Raw genomic sequence first — 19,427 nt, 5'->3', positions numbered from 1 at the left:
TTACAAAATGATAAAATTGAAAAACAAGCAATATTCTAGTTTAATTAACTATTTACCAATAGCTTGCCTTTTATTTTTGTTTTTTTCATGTTCTAACAAAAAAAATACGATTGATGATACCCTTGTTTTTAGATACAACGAGCATAAAAACATTGGTTCTTTAGATCCTGCTTTTGCAAAAGACAATGCAGATATTTGGGCTGTAAATCAACTTTTTGATGGTTTAGTACAAATGGACGATAATTTAAATGCACAACCAAGTATTGCAAAACGCTGGAGTATTAGTAACGATGCACTTACCTACTCGTTTTCATTGCGTGATGATGTTTATTTTCATAAACACAAATTGTTTGGAAAAGATTCTACACGTACAGTGACTGCAAGAGATTTTGAGTATAGTTTATTTAGAAATTGTGACGAAAAGCTAGCTTCTCCTGGTAGTTGGGTTGTAAATAACATATGGGATATTAAAGCAGTAAAAAAAGACTCTTTAGTTATTATTTTAAAATCAACAGATCCTTCCTTTTTAGGTAAACTATCTATGAAATATTGCGCTGTTGTACCACAAGAAATTGTTAAACATTATGGCACTGCCTTTAGAGCAAACCCAATTGGAACTGGTCCTTTTAAATTTAAACGTTGGGAAGAAAATATTAAATTGGTTTTTAGAAAAAACAACAATTATTTTGAATATGATGAAAATGGTGTACAATTACCATATCTCGAGGCTATTGCTATTACCTTTTTACCAGATAAACAGAGTGAATTTTTACAATTTATACAAGGCAATTTAGATTTTTTAAACTCGCTTGATGCTTCTTATCAAGATGATATTTTAACAAGTAGCGGTATACTAAGAAAGAAGTATTCAAATAATATAAATATGCTTCGCGGCCCTTATTTAAACACAGAGTATTTGGCATTTTATTTAGATTCTAATATCCCAGAAGTACAATCGCAACTTATAAGACAAGCGATTAATTATGGGTTTGACAGAAAAAAAATGATGACTTATTTGCGAAACGGTATAGGTATACCTGCAAATGGTGGTTTTATACCAAAAGGTTTACCTGGGTATAATGCCAATATTGGTTTTAAATACAATCCTGAAAAAGCAAAACTATTAATTAATGAATACAAAAAGGAGAGTAATAATAAAACTCCAGAGATAACTATTACAACTACTGGTAATTATTTAAATTTTTGTGAATACATACAACGCGAATTACAAAAAACTGGACTTATAGTTAATGTAGATGTTGTACCTGCTTCTACTTTAAAAAGTGCTAAAGCTAACGGTAAGTTAGATTTTTTTAGAGCAAGTTGGGTTGCAGATTATCCTGATGCTCAAAATTATTTATCGCTTTATTATAGTGGCAATTTTGCTCCAAATGGTCCAAATTACACACATTTTAAAAACAGTACTTTTGATAAGTGGTATGCACAATCTTTTTTAGAAACTAATACTAGAAAAAGAGAGTTATTATATACTAAAATGGATAGTTTAATAATGAGTAAAACACCTGTTGTACCTCTATATTATGATGAGGCCATAAGGTTTACAAAAAAAGAAGTAAAAGGCTTAACAAGTAACCCAATAAATTTACTTAAACTTAAATACGTTAGTAAACTTTAAAAAATTAAATCTCGTAAAAATTTGGTTGTTTTTTTTCATTAATAATACCCAATACAATTAAATACTGCGCTAGACCGTAAGATAACATTATTACTGTTTGGTTATATGGTATATGTATATAAAATGTTTTTAAAACCATAACAGTTTCAGATATTAAGAAAGAAAACATACCTAAAAAAACTAAGTAATAGCTCATTTTATTAACATCGTTTTTTCTTAAATAAGCAAACAAGAACATTAATAAAGAAACAAAAAAGTATAATAAAACAGGTATAAAAAAGTTACCTAACTTATTAATAACTAACATTAAAATTAGCACCATTAAAAGAAAACTAAAGAAGGAAAATGGCAATAATCGTATTAAATTAAAATCTCTATTATTTGAAAACTTTATACAGTACATTATTTTCCCAATAACAAACGAAATCATTGCTATAACAAAAAATACAGTTTCAAAATAATTTATAATAAGAAGGTCTCCTAACAAGAAAAAACACAAACCAATAGTTATTGCTTGATATTTAAAGCTATTGTGTTTCTTATTAATATTATAATAAAACAATAGACTTATTATAACTGCAAACTTAGATATATAGCGATATGGTACGTTTTCTAAATGTGTTTTTATATACACATCTACCAATAGTAAAAAAAGAAAAAGTATAGCAAAATAGCGGCTACTTTTAATTATCTTCATCATTATTTTAAACTTGAGATATACAATATAATCTATTTTAAATATATTTAATCACGTCTAAATCTTTTGGTTTCTTCAAAAATGTGTTCTAATATCTCTTTATCTGTAGCTGTAAATTCAATATCACGTCTTGCCATTACAACTTTACATACTTCAAAAGCTTTTTTAGTTAAATAAGTTGAAAAGCCAGCGCTTCCACCCCAACTATAACTTGGCACAAAATTTCTTGGAAAACCGCTTCCAAATATATTAGCATTAACACCTACAACTGTTCCTGTATTAAACATAGTATTTATACCGCATTTACTATGATCTCCCATCATTAAGCCACAAAATTGTAAACCTGTTTTTGCAAAACCTTCTGTTTCATAATTCCAGAGTCTTACTTCTGCATAATTATTTTTAAGATTAGAATTATTGGTATCTGCACCCAAATTACACCATTCGCCCAAAACAGAGTTTCCTAAAAAACCATCATGACCTTTATTAGAGTATCCAAATATTACCGAGTTATTTACTTCACCACCAACTTTACTATGTGGTCCAACAGTTGTTGGTCCGTAAATTTTTGCTCCTAACTTTAAAGTTGCATTATCACATAGTGCTAATGGACCTCGCACAATAGCACCTTCCATTATTTCAGCATTTTTTCCAATATAAATAGGACCGTTTTTTGCATTTAAAGTTGCAAACTCTAAAGTTGCGCCTTCTTCTACAAAAATATTTTCTCCTCCTAATATATTATTAGTATTAGAAATTGGTTGAGATTTTCTGTCTTCTGTTATTAAATCGAAATCTTGAGTAATTGCTTCTCCATTTTTAGAAAAAATATCCCAGGTATTTTCAATTTTAAAAACTTCTTTATTGTATTCTATAGCTTCAAACTCATCAAAATTTATATCTTCTTGAGCTTCTTTCGCATAAAATGCAATTAAATCTTCGTCATTAAAAATTGCCTGCTTTTCTTTAAGACCTTTTATAACTTCAACCAAATCTTGATTTGGACAAAAAGAAGCATTTATCATTATATTTTCTTCTAATTCTACCATTGGCCATTTATTAGATAAATAATCTTCGGTTATTGTAGTTGTAGTAGTTTGTAAATACTTTTCCCATTTTTCTCTAATGGTTAAAATACCAACTCTAATATCTGCAACTGGCCTTGTATATGTAAATGGTAATAATTGATTTCTAGCAGGCCCATCAAAAAGAATATAATTCATAAGCAATAAAAGGTTTAGAAGTTTAGCTTCTTGTTTAAATAGCTAAAACAAATGTAGTGTAAATGAAGAAAACTAAAAAAGCCTTTCAATTAAAACTGAAAGGCTTTTAAATATTATAGTAATACTAAATTATTTTTTAAACTTAGCATACTTGTTCTTAAATTTATCAATACGACCAGCCGTATCAATTAATTTAGATTTACCTGTGTAAAAAGGGTGAGATGTACGAGATATTTCCATTTTTACTACTGGATACTCAACACCATCAACTTCAATAGTTTCACTTGTATTAGCAGTAGATTTTGTTAAAAAAACATCGTCATTAGACATGTCTTTAAATGCTACTACTCTGTAATTTTGTGGATGTATATCTTTTTTCATCGCTAATTGCTTTATTATGTATTCTATTTTCGAGGTGCAAATTTAACCAAATTTTATAAATGAGCAATCTTTTTTATTAAAAATATTAAAACTTATTTTATGTAACGTTTTTCTATATTTGAATACTAACAATAGTAATTAACAAATTAAACCAATATTTATGGAAACTTCAACAAAATCTTCAGCTATTAATCACGGCCTTTATTTAGGTGGTTTTTTAGCACTTGTAACAATTTTAGGCTACGCGCTATACCTTGATTTACTTACTAAATGGTGGCTTGGTATCATATTTTTAATAGTAATTATTATTGCAGGAATAGTATCTGCCATTAAATCTAAAAAAATGCAAGGAGGATTTATTACTTTTAAAGAAGCCTTTAGCTCTTATTTTATAACAGTTGCTATTGGTATACTTATAAGTATGGTAATTAGTATTGTAATTTTTAATTTTGTAGATCCAGAAGCTGCTATTACTTTAAAAGAAAAAACAATTGAAACTACAGTACAAATGATGCGTAACTTTAACGCTCCAGAAGATGCTGTTGCTCAAACTGTAGAACAAATGGAAGCTCAAAAAAATCAATTTTCTATTGGTCCTCAATTACAATCTAACGTTATATTTTTAGTAATTCAGGCAGTAATTGGACTAATTGTAGCTTTAATAGTGAAAAGAAACCCAGAAAACGCATAATAGTTTTATATTTGAATTTCATTTTGAAATAATAATATGAATATATCAGTAGTCATACCACTACTTAACGAAGAAGAGTCGCTTACAGAATTACACGATTGGATTGCAAAAGTTATGCAATCCAATCGTTTTTCTTATGAAATTATTTTTATAGATGATGGTAGTACCGATGCTTCTTGGCAAACCATACAAGACTTATCTCAAAAAGATAGTAATGTAAAAGGTATTAAATTTTTAAAAAACTTTGGGAAATCACAAGCACTTCATGCGGGTTTTGAAAAAGCAACTGGCGAAGTTGTAATTACCATGGATGCAGATTTACAAGACAATCCTGAAGAAATACCAGAACTCTATAAAAAAATAACTCAAGACAATTTCGATTTAATCTCTGGATGGAAAAAGAAACGTTTTGATAATAAACTTACAAAAAATCTACCATCTAAACTCTTTAATTGGGCTGCAAGAAAAACTTCTGGAGTAAAACTTAACGACTTTAATTGCGGGCTAAAAGCATACAGAAATAATGTTGTAAAAAACATAGATGTAAATGGAGAAATGCACCGTTACATTCCTGTACTTGCCAAAAATGCAGGTTTTACAAAAATTGGAGAACAAGTTGTACAGCACCAAGCAAGAAAATATGGTGAAACTAAGTTTGGAATGGATCGTTTTATAAATGGTTTTTTAGACTTAATTACCATTTGGTTTATAACTAAATTTGGAAAACGCCCAATGCATCTTTTTGGTGCGCTTGGAGTTATAATGTTTGCTACAGGCTTTATTTTCGCTGCATACTTAGGTATAGACAAACTGTTTTTTAACATTCATGGTAGACTAATTACACAACGACCACAATTTTATATCGCCCTAACAACCATGATAATAGGTACCCAATTTTTTATCGCAGGCTTTTTAGGTGAAATAATATTACGCTCAAAACAAAACAAAAAACGCTACCTTATAAAAGAAGAATTAAATTAAAGATTAATACTTTTTAAACTTTTTTTTATTGTGTATTTTTGTTACTAAACACCACCTTGCGATATGATTTATATAGAACCAAAATTACTAGAACGTGTTAACACATGGTTAACACCTGCATTTGATCAAGAAACTCAAACTCATATTAAAGATTTAATTGGTACAAATCCAGAAGAATTAAAAGAAAGTTTTTACAAAGATTTAGAGTTTGGTACAGGTGGCATGCGCGGTGTTATGGGTATTGGAACTAACAGAATAAATAAATACACATTAGGCAAAAACACACAAGGACTTAGCGATTATATGCACAAAGTGTTTTCTGGTGAAAAACTAAAAGTAGCCATTGCTTTTGATTGTAGACATAATAGTAAAACACTTGCAAAAGTAGTAGCTAACGTATTTTCTGCAAATAATATAGAAGTCTTTTTATTTGAAGACTTACGTCCTACTCCAGAGTTATCTTTTGCTTTAAAACATCTTAATTGCCATTGTGGTATTGTGTTAACTGCATCACACAATCCTCCAGAATACAACGGCTATAAAGTATATTGGCAAGATGGCGGACAATTAGTACCACCACAAGATGCCGAAATAATAAAAATGATTAATAATTTAGATTATGCTGAAATTAAATTTACAGCAAACAACAATTTAATTAATTATATAGGTAAAGGTGTTGATGATGTTTTTATAGATGCATCAGTAAAAAACGGAAGTTTTAATACGCCAAAAGAAGCAAGAGAAAATTTAAACATTGTATTTACATCCTTACATGGCACATCGATTACAACAATACCAGAAACTTTTAAACGCGCTGGTTATACAAACGTAAATATTGTTGAAGAGCAACGTGAACCCAATGGCGATTTCCCAACAGTTGTTTCTCCAAATCCCGAAGAACCAGAAGCTTTAAAAATGGCAATAGAACTGGCCAACAAAGTTAATGGAGATATTGTAATTGGTACAGATCCAGATAGTGATCGTGTTGGTATAGCCGTTAGAGATTTAAATAACGAAATGGTTATTTTAAACGGTAATCAAGCCATGCTTTTAATGACCAATTTTTTATTAAAACAATGGAAAAACAATAATAAAATTAATAACAACCAATTTATAGGCAGTACTATTGTATCAACTCCAATGATGTCTGTATTAGCACAAGCCTATAAGGTAGAATGTAAAATTGGCTTAACCGGTTTTAAATGGATAGCCAAAATGATAAAAGATTTTCCAGAGCTTGATTTTATTGGTGGTGGCGAAGAAAGTTTTGGTTTTATGGTTGGCGATTTTGTACGTGATAAAGATGCAAACACATCTGCTTTATTAGCTTGTGAAATTGCTGCGCAGGCAAAAGCTAACAATAGCTCTATGTATCAAGAATTAATAAATTTATATATAGAACATGGCTTTTATAAAGAACGTTTAATATCTATTACAAAAAAAGGAATTGAAGGCGCTAAAGCAATAAAACAAATGATGGTTGATGCACGAGAAAATCCTTTAAAAGAAGTGAATGGCTCTAAAGTTACTTTAATAGAAGATTATCAACTATCTACCTCTAATAATATAACCACAGGAGAAATCTCTAAAATTAATATACCAAAATCTAATGTTTTAATTTACTATACGCAAGATGGAAGTAAAATAGCTTTACGCCCTAGTGGAACAGAACCAAAAATTAAATTCTACATAAGCGTAAATACAACTTTAGACAATGTGGCAGACTTTACTGCTACGGAACAACAATTGGAAGCTAAGATTGATGCTATTATTAAAGATATGCAGTTATAGTAAATGAATTATTTAAAAAAGATTTTAACCTACGCCTTACCGTATAAAAAGTATGCCATATTAAATATTATAAGTAATATATTTTACGCACTATTTGGAGCATTATCATTCTTTGCTTTAATGCCAATGCTTAACGTATTATTCCCTAAAGATGGTGAAGTAAAAGTTGTAAATAAACCTGTATATACCGGAATAAGAACTTTGGGCGATTATTTTAATGATACGCTAGCCTACCAAATTCAATATTTTGCTCAAGATGATAAATCTAAAGCATTAGTTTTTGTTATAGTTTTAGTAGTAGTTACATTTTTACTCAAAAATTTATTTAATTATTTAGGCCTATATTTTGGCACATTTTTACGTAACGGTATTTTAAAAGATTTACGAGACGATTTATACGATAAAACCATAAACCTACCTATTTCTTTTTATTCTGAAAAACGAAAAGGAGATATTATTGCCAGAATTTCTAATGATGTGGCTCAAGTAAAAAATTCCTTTTTAGCTGTCTTAGAAATGATAATAAAAGAACCTTTAAGTATTGTTTTTAGTATTGGAGGTATGCTAATTATTAGCGTAAAACTTACCATTTTTGTATTTATATTTATTCCTGTGTCTGGTTTTATAATTTCGGCAATAGGTAAGCGCTTAAAGCGCCAATCGGCAGCTGTACAAAACGAGCAAGGTATATTTCTTTCTACTGTTGAAGAAACTTTAAACGGACTTAAAGTTATAAAAGGATTTAATGCAGAAGGTATATTTAACAGCAAATTTCAAGACTCTACCAAACGTTACTTTCATTTTTCAAATATTCTATTAAACAGGCAAAACCTATCTTCTCCCGTTAGTGAAATTTTAGGTATTGTAACCATTTCTGTATTATTATGGTTTGGAGGCCGTATGGTATTATTAGAAAACTCACTAGACAGTGCTTCATTTTTAACTTTTATGGGTTTAGCCTATAATATTTTAACTCCTGCCAAAGCCATAAGCAAAGCATCTTATGCAGTAAAGCAAGGCAACGCAGCAGCAGAACGTGTTTTAGAAATTATTGAAACTAAAAGCCCAATTGAAGATGCTCCAAATGCTAAAACTTTAAATGGTTTTAATGAAGCTATATCTATAGACAATATTTATTTTAAATATGAAGACGACTACGTACTAAAAGACTTTTCTATAAAAGTACCTAAAGGAAAAACTGTAGCATTAGTAGGCCAATCTGGAAGTGGAAAAAGTACAATAGCAAACCTAGTAACACGCTTTTACGATGTAAACAAAGGAAGCATAAGTATTGATGGACAAAATATTAAAGACCTTACTAAAAACTCTTTAAGAAGCACAATGGGATTGGTTACTCAAGACTCTATACTATTTAACGACTCTATAAAAAATAACATATTAGTTGGAAAACCAAACGCTAAAGATCAAGAAATAATTGAAGCATTAAAAATTGCAAATGCCTGGGAATTTGTAAAAGATTTACCTAAAGTTCTAGAAACAAACATTGGTGATTCTGGAAACAAACTTTCTGGCGGACAAAAACAACGTTTAAGTATTGCTAGAGCTGTACTTAAAAATCCTCCAATTATGATATTAGATGAAGCAACTTCTGCTTTAGATACAGAAAGCGAAAGACTAGTACAAGACGCATTAGAAAACATGATGAAAAACAGAACATCAATTGTAATTGCGCATAGATTATCTACTATTCAAAATGCAGACGAAATTATTGTTATGCAAAAAGGAGAAATTGCCGAGCAAGGTAAACACGAAACACTAATTGCTAAAAACGGAATCTATAAGAAACTTGTAGACATGCAAAGTTTCGAGTAAATATTAAATAAAAAAAAGGATAAACAAATGTTTATCCTTTTTTAGTTCTATAAATAGATTTGGGGCTAAATCTAATAACATATAGTATTTTGTTACATCAAATTTATTTAAAATAATTGTAGTAAACAAATAAAAAACACATTTAATCGATATAAAAATACACTTTATCGATATTTTTGAGTATAAATTGCTGTTAATGAACGCTTTAACGTTTTAGCATTTTTTTAATAAAATCGCATTAAACTTTACAATAAAACTATGGTCTAAATAAAAAACAATAAGTGGTAGACGATAAAAAACTTATATTAAAACTACAATCGCCAGATTATAAAGATGCAGCCTTCAAAGAATTAGTTGCGCTCTATAAAGAGCGTTTGTATTGGCATATAAGAAATATTGTAAAATCTCATGACGATGCAGATGATGTTTTACAAAATACATTTATAAAAGTCTACAAAGGTATTAGTGGTTTTAAAGGCGATAGTAAATTATATTCATGGTTATATAGAATTGCAACTAACGAAGCCATTACCCAAATAAATAAAAATGCTAAACGCTTACAAATTACAAACGAAGAAGCACAGAATATAGCAATAAACAATCTAGAATCTGATGTTTATTTTGAAGGTGATGCCATACAAATAAAGCTACAAAAAGCCATAGCAACATTACCAGAGAAACAACAGTTAGTTTTTAATATGAAATATTTTCAAGATATTAAATACAAAGACATGGCAGAGATTTTAGAAACTAGCGAAGGTGCATTAAAGGCATCATACCATATAGCAGCAAAAAAAATTGAATCCTATTTAAAAGAGAATTAAACCATTTAAGGTTTTTACAGTCAAAGTATTAAGATGGAAAACAAAAACTTACATAATATTAAAGAAACAGGATTTAAAGTACCTCAAAACTATTTTGAAGCACTTGAAGATACTATTTTAAATGAGGTAAAATTAAAAAGTATTGTTAGCGAATCTGGTTTAAAAGCACCAAAAGGCTACTTAGATAATTTTAATGTTTCTGTTAAAGAAGAGACAAAAGTCATTTCTATATTTAACAAAAAAAATATAATATTTGTATCTAGTATTGCTGCTGCAATTATATTATTTTTTAGTTTAAATATTTTTAATACCTCAACAACAACTTTAGATGATATAGATACAGCATCTGTAGATGATTATATATTAAATGAAACAGAAATTAGTGAACTAACAACCTTATTTCAAGATTCAGATTTAAGTGAAGCACAATTTATTGATTACACATTAAGTGATGAAGCTTTAGATAGCTTTATAGAAGATCTTGATGATTTATATTCAGAATAAACATTTAAAAAAATTACAATGAAAAATATAAAACACATACTTGTCCCTATTTTTATTTTTCTTTTATCGGCGAATATAAATGCACAAAAACACGATAAGGAAAAGATAAATGCTCTAAAAGTAGCTCATATTACAGAAGAGTTAGATTTAACAGCTAAAGAAGCACAAGCCTTTTGGCCAATTTACAACCATAAAGAAGAAGCTGAAGATAATATTAGAGAAAACTCTGGCTTAAAACGTATAAATGACTTTGATGCCATCTCTGAAACTGAGGCAAAAGACTATTTAGATACGCTTATTAAAATGGAATTAACTAAACAGAAAATACAAAAAGAATATTATACAAAACTTAAAAATATACTTTCTGCTAAAAAGATTTTAAAACTCATGAATGCAGAGCGTTCTTTTAGACGCAAAATGATACAGGAGTTTAAACAAAGACACCGTGGGAAATCTAAAAAATAAAAAAAGCAGCTTTATAGCTGCTTTTTTTGTTTTATCTAAATAGTAATTTAGCTATCCTTTTATTTCCAGCCACATAGGCAATACTATCATTAACAAACCTAATTGTATAAAAACCTTCATCGCTTAAATGTGTCCAGCTTTCGCCCGCATCGCTAGAATAGTCTATACCTTTAAAACCAACAGTTACTAATGCCTTTGCATTGCTGTTTGGTACATATTGCACACAACTTCTATAACCAGGGTTTTCATTTTTAGCTACTAATTCCCAAGTTTTCCCACCATCATTTGTTCTAATTTTATTAGCAGTACTATCTCCAGGTTTTGTATAATCACCACCAATTGCAAAACCGTTATTCTCATCATAAAAATCTAAAGAATACATACCAGCAGTTTCTATACCTTGAGTTATTGGTGTATTAAAAACTTCCCAAGTTTTCCCTTTATCTGGAGAGAATAATATTCTACTTGCTTTTCCTCCTGTAGCAATCCAAGTTTTATCTCCTATAATAGCAATATTAGTATCGCTTGCTGCAAAAGCTGCTTCACCTTCTATAGCTTTTGGTAAAACATCGCAAGGCACTTTAGTCCAGTTTTTTCCTCTATCTCTTGTAATTACAACACTTATACAACCATTTGTTGGATCTCCCATTGCAATACCTTCTTCGTCATTCCAAAACTCTATTGCATCGTAAAATGCTTTTTCATGATTTTCTTGGTAGACTACTTTATTTCTATGTGCATCATTATCTAAATTAAAAATCAAACCAGGCGAACCAATACTTACACCAAACGCTCTATTACTTGTAAGTGCTAAGGCTCTAAAATTTGGAACTATTGTATCATGCTTTATGTTAATTGGAAATTGTTCTTTTACAGCTGGCAATACATTAGCTTCTTTGTTAAAAAGCATACCAAACTCTCCCTTTGAAGTTAAATAGGCTAAACCTACATTTTTAAAGACCTCTATAGCGCGTACGTTTAAATCATTTTTTTCTACTAGAGTTTCAATTTCTATTTTAGAAAAAGTTTTTACCGAAGCCTTTGTTTTTAATGTTTGTTCTTGAGTACTTCCACAATTATTTAAAGTTATAATTATAAGTAAACAGAGTAAAGTAATAGTTAGTTTTCTCATGAGTTTTATTTTTTATAAAAGTAAAAAAGCTTTACGACAAAATCGCAAAGCTTTTTTCCAAATCAAACAAACCAAATTTAACCTTGTTTCTTCAAGGTTTTAACATCAACAATTAATTGTGCTATTGAGGCTCTATTTAAACCATTATAAATACCTCTTATATGTTTATTTTTGTCTATAAGTAGGAAGTTTTCGGTATGTAAAAAATCATTAATAGTTTTGGGTTCTCCTAAATCATTTTCCACAAAATATTCATCTCTTCCAAGATTATAGATAGTTTCTTTATCTCCTGTTACTAAATGCCATTTGTTATCTATTACACCATTTTTTTCGGCATAATTTTTTAAAACTGGAACAGAGTCTTTTGTTGGTGTTACGGTGTGCGATAAAAACAACACCTCATCATCGTTTAAAAACTCTTCTTGTAATTTAAACATGTTTCCCGTCATTTGCGGACAAATACCAGGACAACTAGCAAAAAAGAAATCGGTGATATATATTTTATTTTCAAACGTTTTTTGCGACACTTCATTACCTAGTTGGTTTGTTAACGAAAAGTCTGGTATTTTATGAAACGTTTTTTCTTCTTCTGTTCCTGGTGTTAACCATTTTGGTGTAAAAGACTCTTCGTTATAATATGGTAAATACTCTACTCTACTGGTTTCTTCTGCTTTACTAATTTCTTTTGTTACAGTTTTTTTACAACTAGCTAGCACTAAAGCAAAACACAGTAAACCCAATAACGTTTTATTTTGTTTTAATAACTTTTTCATTTTCTAATTTATAACATGAGTTTGCTCGCATTAAACCAAAGGTTCTACCGTTTTTAGCTTCGTAATTAACATAAAGTTGTCCTGTTGGCAACCAGGCTTTTTGAATACCATTTTCTTTCCCATCCTTTAACAGTCTTAACTTTGATAGTTTTCCGTTAGAATACCATTGTTTTTCTTCTCCCTGCTTTTTTCCATTTACATAATTAACCTCTAAAGCTAAGTTTCCATTTTCCCAAAAACTTCTATAAGAACCAACCAATTTGTTTTGGTTATAATATGATTCTATACGAAGTACTCCATGCTCTGACCATGTTTTGGCTACACCTTGACGTTTTCCGTTATAAAAACCAAGTTTTTCTTTTATAGTATTATTTTCATGATACTTTAAAGCATAACCGTTGTAAGGTTCCTCTTTATAATACCAAACACCTTGTAGCTGATTTAAAATCAACTCAGATTTTGGTACTTCAACATTTTTAATATTTATAGCATTTTCGGTTTTAATTACTTTTTTTTCTTCGGAAGTATTTGTTTCTGAAGATTGCTTACAACTCAAAAAGAAAATAACGATTATAACAGTTAAAAATGCTTTCATAATTTTAGTACCCTTGATATGGTCCTGCGAATGCTAAGTAAGATCCTGTATTAGAATATACTTCGTTTATTATATGATAGTGGTATTCTTCTTCTCCATCTGTATATTGTGTTGTAGAAGTATGACCTCCTGAAGCATCTAAATCGTCTGGGTATGTACCAGTTGTATTACATTTTCTACCGTAAAGGAAAACACCATCTAATAATACACCAACTAAGGCGTCATCATCATTAGAAAAAGCTTTGGGCTCTAAATGATAGTGATAGACACCTGGCCCAATATGTGCACCTGTATAATCTAAACTTGCTGCTGCTTGGTCTAAAGGTCCGCCACCTTCTTGATCATTAAAAATTGAAGCGCCACTAACTGCTATACCAATAGTATTAAATGTTGTAGATACTGTATTGCCTGATAAATTTGGTGTAGCATCTACTGTGATAGTTACAGCATTATTGTTACTTGACATTATACTAGGTGTTACTTGTACATCTGGCTCTTCTATGTAAAGCGGATGTCCTTCTCCCCAATAAACGGTTTGGTGATCTGGTAAACCTGTAGTTTCTATAACAACATTTGTTCCCGTATCGTCTATATAAATTGTTGTAGCATCTGTATTAAAAGCCGAGTATGCTGCATGAAGCTCTGTTACAACTTCATCTTCTGTAACAGTGGTTGTGCTTGCAGCATCATCATCTGAAGTACACGCAATATTTAATGTAAACACCGCTACCATTAATAATATTAGTTTAAATAGGTTTTTCATTTTTTATATTTTTAATGTGTTTATCTATTTAGATGCTTATTAAAAAATAAACTTGCGCTTTTTTTAAATTAATTATGTTTTGGTGGTTTTTGCTTGTTTTTTTCTCCTCCTTTTTCTAATTCCTCTTTAGAGAGAAAACCATTGTTATTGGCATCGATTTTAGAGAAACCTTCTTTTAAAGGTCCTTTAACTTCGGTTTTAGATAATTTTCCATCATTATTAGTATCCATTTCTTTTATTATTTGAGTTGCATTAGGTCTTCCTCCTGGTCTATTTTGTGGTCTACCATCTCCACTACCTTGCATTCCCAATGCTCTTTTTTCACTCTCATTAACTTCTCCCATAAGGCAACGGCTTATGTATGGAAACTCTTTTGTTACTAAATACATATAGTTTCCGTTTATGGTAATCCCGTTACATTCATCTAAATCTCCATAACCATCAACAAACTCGAAATCTGAACCATAAGTACCATCGTGGTGTCCTCCAACCGAAATGTCTATAGATTGGTGCGGATTATCGTAACTACAATCTTCGCCTTCACGATTTCCATCTAATAGCTTATAGCTTGGTTTATATTTTCCACTTTTAGAATAATACATCGGGAATCCATCGTGAGCAAAACCAACGTGCACTAAATCTTCTCCAGAATCGAATTTTTGTATAACAGATGTTGGAGTGCCGTGATAATGGTAAGCTCCTGTTGGTTGTACGTGTGCATGATTAAAATCTAAACCTAAATCAATAACATCTTGCAAAGCTTCTACTCGATAATTTTCTCCAGTTTCGCATTGTACAACCTCTGCTGTTCCTGGCTCGAATTTTATACCATTTAATGCTACTCCTGGTTCTCTAATCCATTGTGCTTTTTCTCCTTTTTTAGGGTTTAACGGAAATGTATATGTTCTATTTTGAGCTTTTATAGTATTTGGGTTACCAGGATTTGGAAATGTTCCTGTTTCATGATTTGGCAACGCATTAGTTTCCATTTTACGCGAGTTTGAATCTACAGTTACCACTGTTTTTGTACCGTATTCTTCATTTATTAAAGAATAATTCCCAAAATAATTGTTTGTTGTATTAGCAGCTTCGTGGTCATGATTATGTGCCACAGAGCCATCATGACTGTGAGACTTATTGTTACTTTTACAGCCAACAAAAACAGTAACAAGTAAAGTTATAATTAATCTATTTTTCATAATCTAGTTTTTTCTTTTAGGTTTTAAATGTTCTTCATTTGCATAAAAAGCTTCCAGTTCTTCCAAATCTAATTCACCATCTGCATTTCGATCAATTTTACTAAAATCTTTCATTAATTGACGGTTATCTTTTGCCGCTATTTCGAGTTCATTTAAAGTTTCATCTCCATTATCGTCTATTTGCTTTATTAACTTTTTAGGAGCTATTTTTTTTTCTTTCTTTTTAGAGCTTTTATTATTTAATGAATCGCTTAATTCTTCTAAATCGATAAACCCATCTGCGTTACTATCTATCTCATCAAAATTTTCAGAAATTTTTCCTCTTTGATCTTGAGAAGCTTCTTCTGCAGAAATTTTATCGTCGTTATCGGTATCTAACTTTGATAATATTTCTGATGCGTCTGGCTGTGCTCTTTGTTGACCTCTTCCTCCACCTTGACCTCTTCCGCCACCACGACCTTGTGCATAAACACTTGTTGTTAATAGTAAAATAAATATTGAGAATACTAATTTTAAGTTTTTGTTTTTCATATTGATATGGTTTTGATTTAATGTTTAGATGACTTTTTTTATAAATACTTGCGATTTTAAAGTTTGAAACTTGAAAAAAGCCTCATGACTTTTACATCACAAAGCTTTTAACTACTAACCAACCAAAAATTTTATTTTATCTTCTTTCTCTTCTTTTAGGCTTTGGTGCTTTTTTAAACTCTTCTTCAGAAATAAAACCATCTTCATCTGTATCAATTTCAGAAAAACCTTCTTTCAATGGACCTTTAACTTCTGTTTTAGAAAGTAAGCCATCTTCATCCTTATCTAGTTCTTTTAATAACTCACTAAATGTTGGCGGCGTTTTTTGTTCTCTTTTTTCAGATTGACCAAATGAACTATTTGAAACTAATACTGCTATTCCAAATGTTAATATTGCTGTTTTGATTGTGTTGCTTTTCATAATCTAAATTTTTAAAATTATTTTGTTATATAATTTTAGATGATGTAATTGAAAATAACTTGTGCTTTGTTTTGTTAAATAAAACACAAAAAAAAACCTTAATTACTTAAGGTCTTTTTATAAAATTATTTGCTATTTTTTTAAGGTCTATCTGGTCTTCTTGGTCCGTTTGGCCTATTACCATCAAAACGTCTTGCTTTTTTTAAAATGTCTGTAAATTGTTTTTTTTGATTTTCGTTACAAATCTCATAAATCCCTCTAAGTTTATTAAAAAGTTCTTTTTCTCTTAACACATCTGTTTTAGAAATTTCATGAATTAAACTATCTACCTTAACCCTATCAATTGTAGGTGCTGTAATTTTTTTAAACAATTTATCTTTATTTACTTTTATATCATCTCCAATGCTTTGCATAGCTATATGATGATTTTCTTCCAACTGTTTAAATTCCGCTAATTGAGACTCATTAAAATTTAATTCTTTTACAATAAAATTACTAGACTCCTTAGCTCCATTATGCTGTGGTCGTCCTAAATAGTTGAATAAAAAAAATCCATTTATTACTATTAAAACAATAAGCAATACATATAAAACTGTATTTTTTTTCATCTCTTATAAATTGAAAATTGATGTTTCTTGCTCTGTAGAAATCCCATAATCTGACGCAAAAGTTGAAATTGACGATTCATATTCAGAATTATTTATTTCTTTGATGGCATAAAAATTAACCAATACCACACATACTAAAGTAGCCAGTTGTAATTGTGGTGTAAACCAACTCCAAAAAGATGCTGCCACTTTTTCTTCTTTCTCTGTAAATAAAAGCTGCATGGTTTTATCCTTAAAAAAAGGAGGTGTTTTTACAGTGTCCATTGTGTCAAAGGCTTCTAAAGTCTTTGATACCTTTTCGTCTATGTTCATATTTATTTTCATTTGTATTATTTTAGATGCAAATTCTCAACAAAACTTGCGCTAAATATTATTCTTATAAAAGTTCTCTAATATTTTCTGTAGATTTTTTTTAGATCTAAACATTAAAGATTCTACAGATGATAAACTTTTATCTATAATTTCACTTATTTCATTATAACTTTTACCATCTATTTTATGCAACGTAAAAACAGTGCGTTGTGCTTCTGGTAATTGATTTATTGCATAAAAAAGCGTTTTACTTGTTTCTTTATTTTCTAGTAATACACCAGGATGATTCATCTCTGTAAAATAATTTGTCATATCCATAGGAATAACATTTCCTGTTATAGACTGTAGAAAAGCAAAACGTTTTTTAGTATTTTTTTTACGTATAAATTCCAAACATTTATTTGTTGTAATTTTATAAATCCAGGTTGATAGTTTAGACTGTCCTTTAAATTTATGTATAGCATTAAACACTTCAACAAAAACGTCTTGTGCAATATCTTCGGCATCCTCGGTATTTGGCACAAAAGAAATACATGTAGCATAGACTTTCTGTTGAAAATCATCTAGTAATCTACTGTAAGCCTTTTCGCTTTTGCTCCTAAGTTCTTCTATAAATTCGGTTTCCGACAAAAAATTCTAAATTTTATTCTAATATAATTTAGATGCCAATTATATTAAAAACTTGCGTTTATTTTGAAATAATTTTAAAAAGATAACATTTTACTGTTAACAAATGAATAACTCATCCTATTTATACCAAATTATTCTATATAAAACCGTACCTTTGCACGCCGAATTATGGGTCATAATAAGTTGATTTATAATTCAATTAAATACATAAAATGAGATTACATAGAAATTTATGCTTTGCCACAGTTGATGGATTATTACTAATCTTTAACGAAGGTAATTATGCAGATAAAGTAGTACAGCAATTACTTAAACGCGATAAACGTTGGGGAAGCCGAGATAGAGGTTTTGTTGCCGAAACAACTTACGACATTGTACGATGGAAACGATTATATGCTGAAATTGCAAACGTAAAAGAACCTTTTTCAAGAGATGACATTTGGCGTTTATTTGCTGTTTGGGCAACTTTAAAAGGTATAAAATTACCAGACTGGAAATACTTTGAAAACACACCTACTAGAAAAATTAAAGGTCGTTTTGATGAGTTATCAAAAATTAGAAAAATTAAAGAATCTTTTCCAGATTGGATAGATGAATTAGCTGCAAAAGAATTAGGTGAAAACTTATGGAATAAAGAAGCCGCTGCACTTAACGAACAAGCTGATGTTATTTTAAGAACAAACACTCTTAAAACTACAAAAGAAAAATTAAAATCAGAATTATTTGATTTAGATTTTGATACTGAAGAAATTAAAGGCTACCCAGATGCATTAAAACTAAAAGAAAGAGCTAATGTTTTTACAACAGATGCCTTTAAAAAAGGATGGTTTGAAGTACAAGACGCTTCATCTCAACTAGTTGCAGAGTTTTTAGACGTGAAAAGCGGAATGAAAGTTGTAGATACTTGCGCAGGTGCTGGTGGTAAAACATTACACATTGCAGCTTTAATGGAAAATAAAGGGCAAGTAATTGCTATGGATATTTATGAAAATAAATTAAGAGAACTAAAACGTCGTGCTAAACGTGCTGGTGCTCATAACATAGAAATGAGAACTATTGATTCTACAAAGCCAATTAAAAAATTATACGACAAAGCAGATCGTGTACTTATAGATGCACCATGCTCTGGCTTAGGCGTTTTACGTAGAAACCCAGATGCTAAATGGAAACTTGAAGCCTCATTTTTAGACCGTATTAAAAATACACAACGTGAGATTTTAAGCAGCTATTCTAGAATGGTAAAACCAGGAGGAAAATTAGTTTATGCAACGTGTTCTATATTACCATCAGAAAACCAAGAGCAAGTTAAACATTTTTTAACATCAGAATCAGGAAAAGACTTTACCTTTGTTAAAGAGAAAAAAATACTGTCTCACGAATCTGGGTTCGACGGATTCTACATGGCTTTATTAGAAAGAAAAACCTCAAATTAATTTA

Annotated in this window: 22 protein-coding genes; 9 read left to right on the top strand and 13 right to left on the bottom strand. The window is 29.9% G+C overall.

The features are described from left to right. Positions 1-7: 7 nt before the first annotated feature. Complete coding sequence (locus tag LACAL_RS10055; protein ID WP_013870621.1) at positions 8-1,636, top strand: ABC transporter substrate-binding protein; 1,629 nt, start codon at positions 8-10, stop codon at positions 1,634-1,636. A gap of 4 nt (positions 1,637-1,640) precedes the next feature. Here the strand turns inward: LACAL_RS10055 and LACAL_RS10050 are convergent, their stop codons facing one another. The 3 genes from LACAL_RS10050 to LACAL_RS10040 all read right to left on the bottom strand — a co-directional run bounded on the left by LACAL_RS10050 (position 1,641) and on the right by LACAL_RS10040 (position 3,937). Beyond that, the gene (locus LACAL_RS10050) at positions 1,641-2,336 is read right to left on the bottom strand and encodes a lysoplasmalogenase (protein ID WP_083817720.1); all 696 of its coding nucleotides are present in this window, start codon (positions 2,334-2,336) and stop codon (positions 1,641-1,643) included. 44 nt (positions 2,337-2,380) lie between these two features. Further along, positions 2,381-3,556: a GlmU family protein gene (locus LACAL_RS10045; protein ID WP_013870619.1), complete on the bottom strand. Its 1,176-nt coding sequence runs from the start codon at positions 3,554-3,556 to the stop codon at positions 2,381-2,383. A gap of 129 nt (positions 3,557-3,685) precedes the next feature. Beyond that, on the bottom strand, positions 3,686-3,937 hold the full coding sequence (locus LACAL_RS10040; protein WP_013870618.1) for a type B 50S ribosomal protein L31: 252 nt from the start codon (positions 3,935-3,937) through the stop codon (positions 3,686-3,688). Positions 3,938-4,097: 160 nt separating this feature from the next. Between LACAL_RS10040 and LACAL_RS10035 the strand changes: the two genes are divergently transcribed. From LACAL_RS10035 to LACAL_RS10005, 7 genes are all read left to right on the top strand, one after another. Next, entirely contained in the window at positions 4,098-4,628 is a 531-nt protein-coding gene (locus LACAL_RS10035; RefSeq protein WP_013870617.1) for a DUF4199 domain-containing protein, read from the top strand. A gap of 36 nt (positions 4,629-4,664) precedes the next feature. Continuing rightward, a complete protein-coding gene (locus LACAL_RS10030; RefSeq protein ID WP_013870616.1) occupies positions 4,665-5,609 on the top strand; it encodes a glycosyltransferase family 2 protein in 945 nt (314 codons plus the stop codon). Between the two features lie 63 nt (positions 5,610-5,672). Continuing rightward, positions 5,673-7,400, top strand: a complete 1,728-nt coding sequence (locus tag LACAL_RS10025; RefSeq protein WP_013870615.1) for a phospho-sugar mutase — start codon at positions 5,673-5,675, stop codon at positions 7,398-7,400. Positions 7,401-7,403: 3 nt separating this feature from the next. Continuing rightward, positions 7,404-9,233 (top strand): ABC transporter ATP-binding protein, encoded by a 1,830-nt coding sequence (locus tag LACAL_RS10020; protein WP_013870614.1) that lies wholly within the window; start codon positions 7,404-7,406, stop codon positions 9,231-9,233. Positions 9,234-9,514: 281 nt separating this feature from the next. Then, positions 9,515-10,057: an RNA polymerase sigma factor gene (locus LACAL_RS10015; protein ID WP_013870613.1), complete on the top strand. Its 543-nt coding sequence runs from the start codon at positions 9,515-9,517 to the stop codon at positions 10,055-10,057. A 33-nt stretch (positions 10,058-10,090) separates the two neighbouring features. Then, entirely contained in the window at positions 10,091-10,561 is a 471-nt protein-coding gene (locus tag LACAL_RS10010) for a hypothetical protein (RefSeq protein WP_013870612.1), read from the top strand. Positions 10,562-10,579: 18 nt separating this feature from the next. Beyond that, positions 10,580-11,026 carry a hypothetical protein gene (locus LACAL_RS10005; protein WP_013870611.1) on the top strand — a complete coding sequence of 149 codons (447 nt, stop codon included), beginning with the start codon at positions 10,580-10,582 and terminating at the stop codon, positions 11,024-11,026. Between the two features lie 31 nt (positions 11,027-11,057). Here the strand turns inward: LACAL_RS10005 and LACAL_RS10000 are convergent, their stop codons facing one another. The 10 genes from LACAL_RS10000 to LACAL_RS09955 form a co-directional block, all read right to left on the bottom strand. Continuing rightward, positions 11,058-12,158 (bottom strand): oxidoreductase, encoded by a 1,101-nt coding sequence (locus LACAL_RS10000; RefSeq protein WP_013870610.1) that lies wholly within the window; start codon positions 12,156-12,158, stop codon positions 11,058-11,060. Between the two features lie 77 nt (positions 12,159-12,235). Further along, a complete protein-coding gene (locus LACAL_RS09995; protein WP_013870609.1) occupies positions 12,236-12,931 on the bottom strand; it encodes an SCO family protein in 696 nt (231 codons plus the stop codon). Then, the gene (locus LACAL_RS09990; RefSeq protein ID WP_013870608.1) at positions 12,906-13,526 is read right to left on the bottom strand and encodes a toxin-antitoxin system YwqK family antitoxin; all 621 of its coding nucleotides are present in this window, start codon (positions 13,524-13,526) and stop codon (positions 12,906-12,908) included. Before LACAL_RS09990 ends, LACAL_RS09995 begins: the two co-directional genes overlap by 26 nt. A 4-nt stretch (positions 13,527-13,530) precedes the next feature. Then, positions 13,531-14,289, bottom strand: a complete 759-nt coding sequence (locus LACAL_RS09985; RefSeq protein ID WP_013870607.1) for a YHYH protein — start codon at positions 14,287-14,289, stop codon at positions 13,531-13,533. A 68-nt stretch (positions 14,290-14,357) separates the two neighbouring features. Then, positions 14,358-15,488, bottom strand: a complete 1,131-nt coding sequence (locus tag LACAL_RS09980; protein ID WP_013870606.1) for a YHYH protein — start codon at positions 15,486-15,488, stop codon at positions 14,358-14,360. 3 nt (positions 15,489-15,491) lie between these two features. Then, positions 15,492-16,019 carry a calcium-binding domain-containing protein gene (locus LACAL_RS09975; protein ID WP_013870605.1) on the bottom strand — a complete coding sequence of 176 codons (528 nt, stop codon included), beginning with the start codon at positions 16,017-16,019 and terminating at the stop codon, positions 15,492-15,494. Positions 16,020-16,155: 136 nt separating this feature from the next. Further along, positions 16,156-16,440, bottom strand: coding sequence for an EF-hand domain-containing protein (locus tag LACAL_RS09970; protein WP_013870604.1), 285 nt, complete (start codon positions 16,438-16,440; stop codon positions 16,156-16,158). 140 nt (positions 16,441-16,580) lie between these two features. After that, positions 16,581-17,048, bottom strand: coding sequence for a Spy/CpxP family protein refolding chaperone (locus tag LACAL_RS09965; RefSeq protein WP_013870603.1), 468 nt, complete (start codon positions 17,046-17,048; stop codon positions 16,581-16,583). A 3-nt stretch (positions 17,049-17,051) separates the two neighbouring features. Beyond that, the gene (locus tag LACAL_RS09960) at positions 17,052-17,360 is read right to left on the bottom strand and encodes a hypothetical protein (RefSeq protein ID WP_041301461.1); all 309 of its coding nucleotides are present in this window, start codon (positions 17,358-17,360) and stop codon (positions 17,052-17,054) included. A gap of 51 nt (positions 17,361-17,411) precedes the next feature. Then, entirely contained in the window at positions 17,412-17,990 is a 579-nt protein-coding gene (locus tag LACAL_RS09955) for an RNA polymerase sigma factor (RefSeq protein WP_013870601.1), read from the bottom strand. A gap of 212 nt (positions 17,991-18,202) precedes the next feature. Here LACAL_RS09955 and LACAL_RS09950 point away from each other — a divergent pair, with 212 nt between their 5' ends. After that, positions 18,203-19,423 (top strand): RsmB/NOP family class I SAM-dependent RNA methyltransferase, encoded by a 1,221-nt coding sequence (locus LACAL_RS09950; protein ID WP_013870600.1) that lies wholly within the window; start codon positions 18,203-18,205, stop codon positions 19,421-19,423. The last annotated feature ends 4 nt before the right edge of the window (positions 19,424-19,427 follow it).

This window comes from Lacinutrix sp. 5H-3-7-4, assembly GCF_000211855.2.
Lineage (GTDB): Bacteria > Bacteroidota > Bacteroidia > Flavobacteriales > Flavobacteriaceae > Lacinutrix.
The sequence above is the reverse complement of the archived record's forward strand: the minus strand, read 5'-3'. Positions and strand labels throughout refer to the sequence as shown.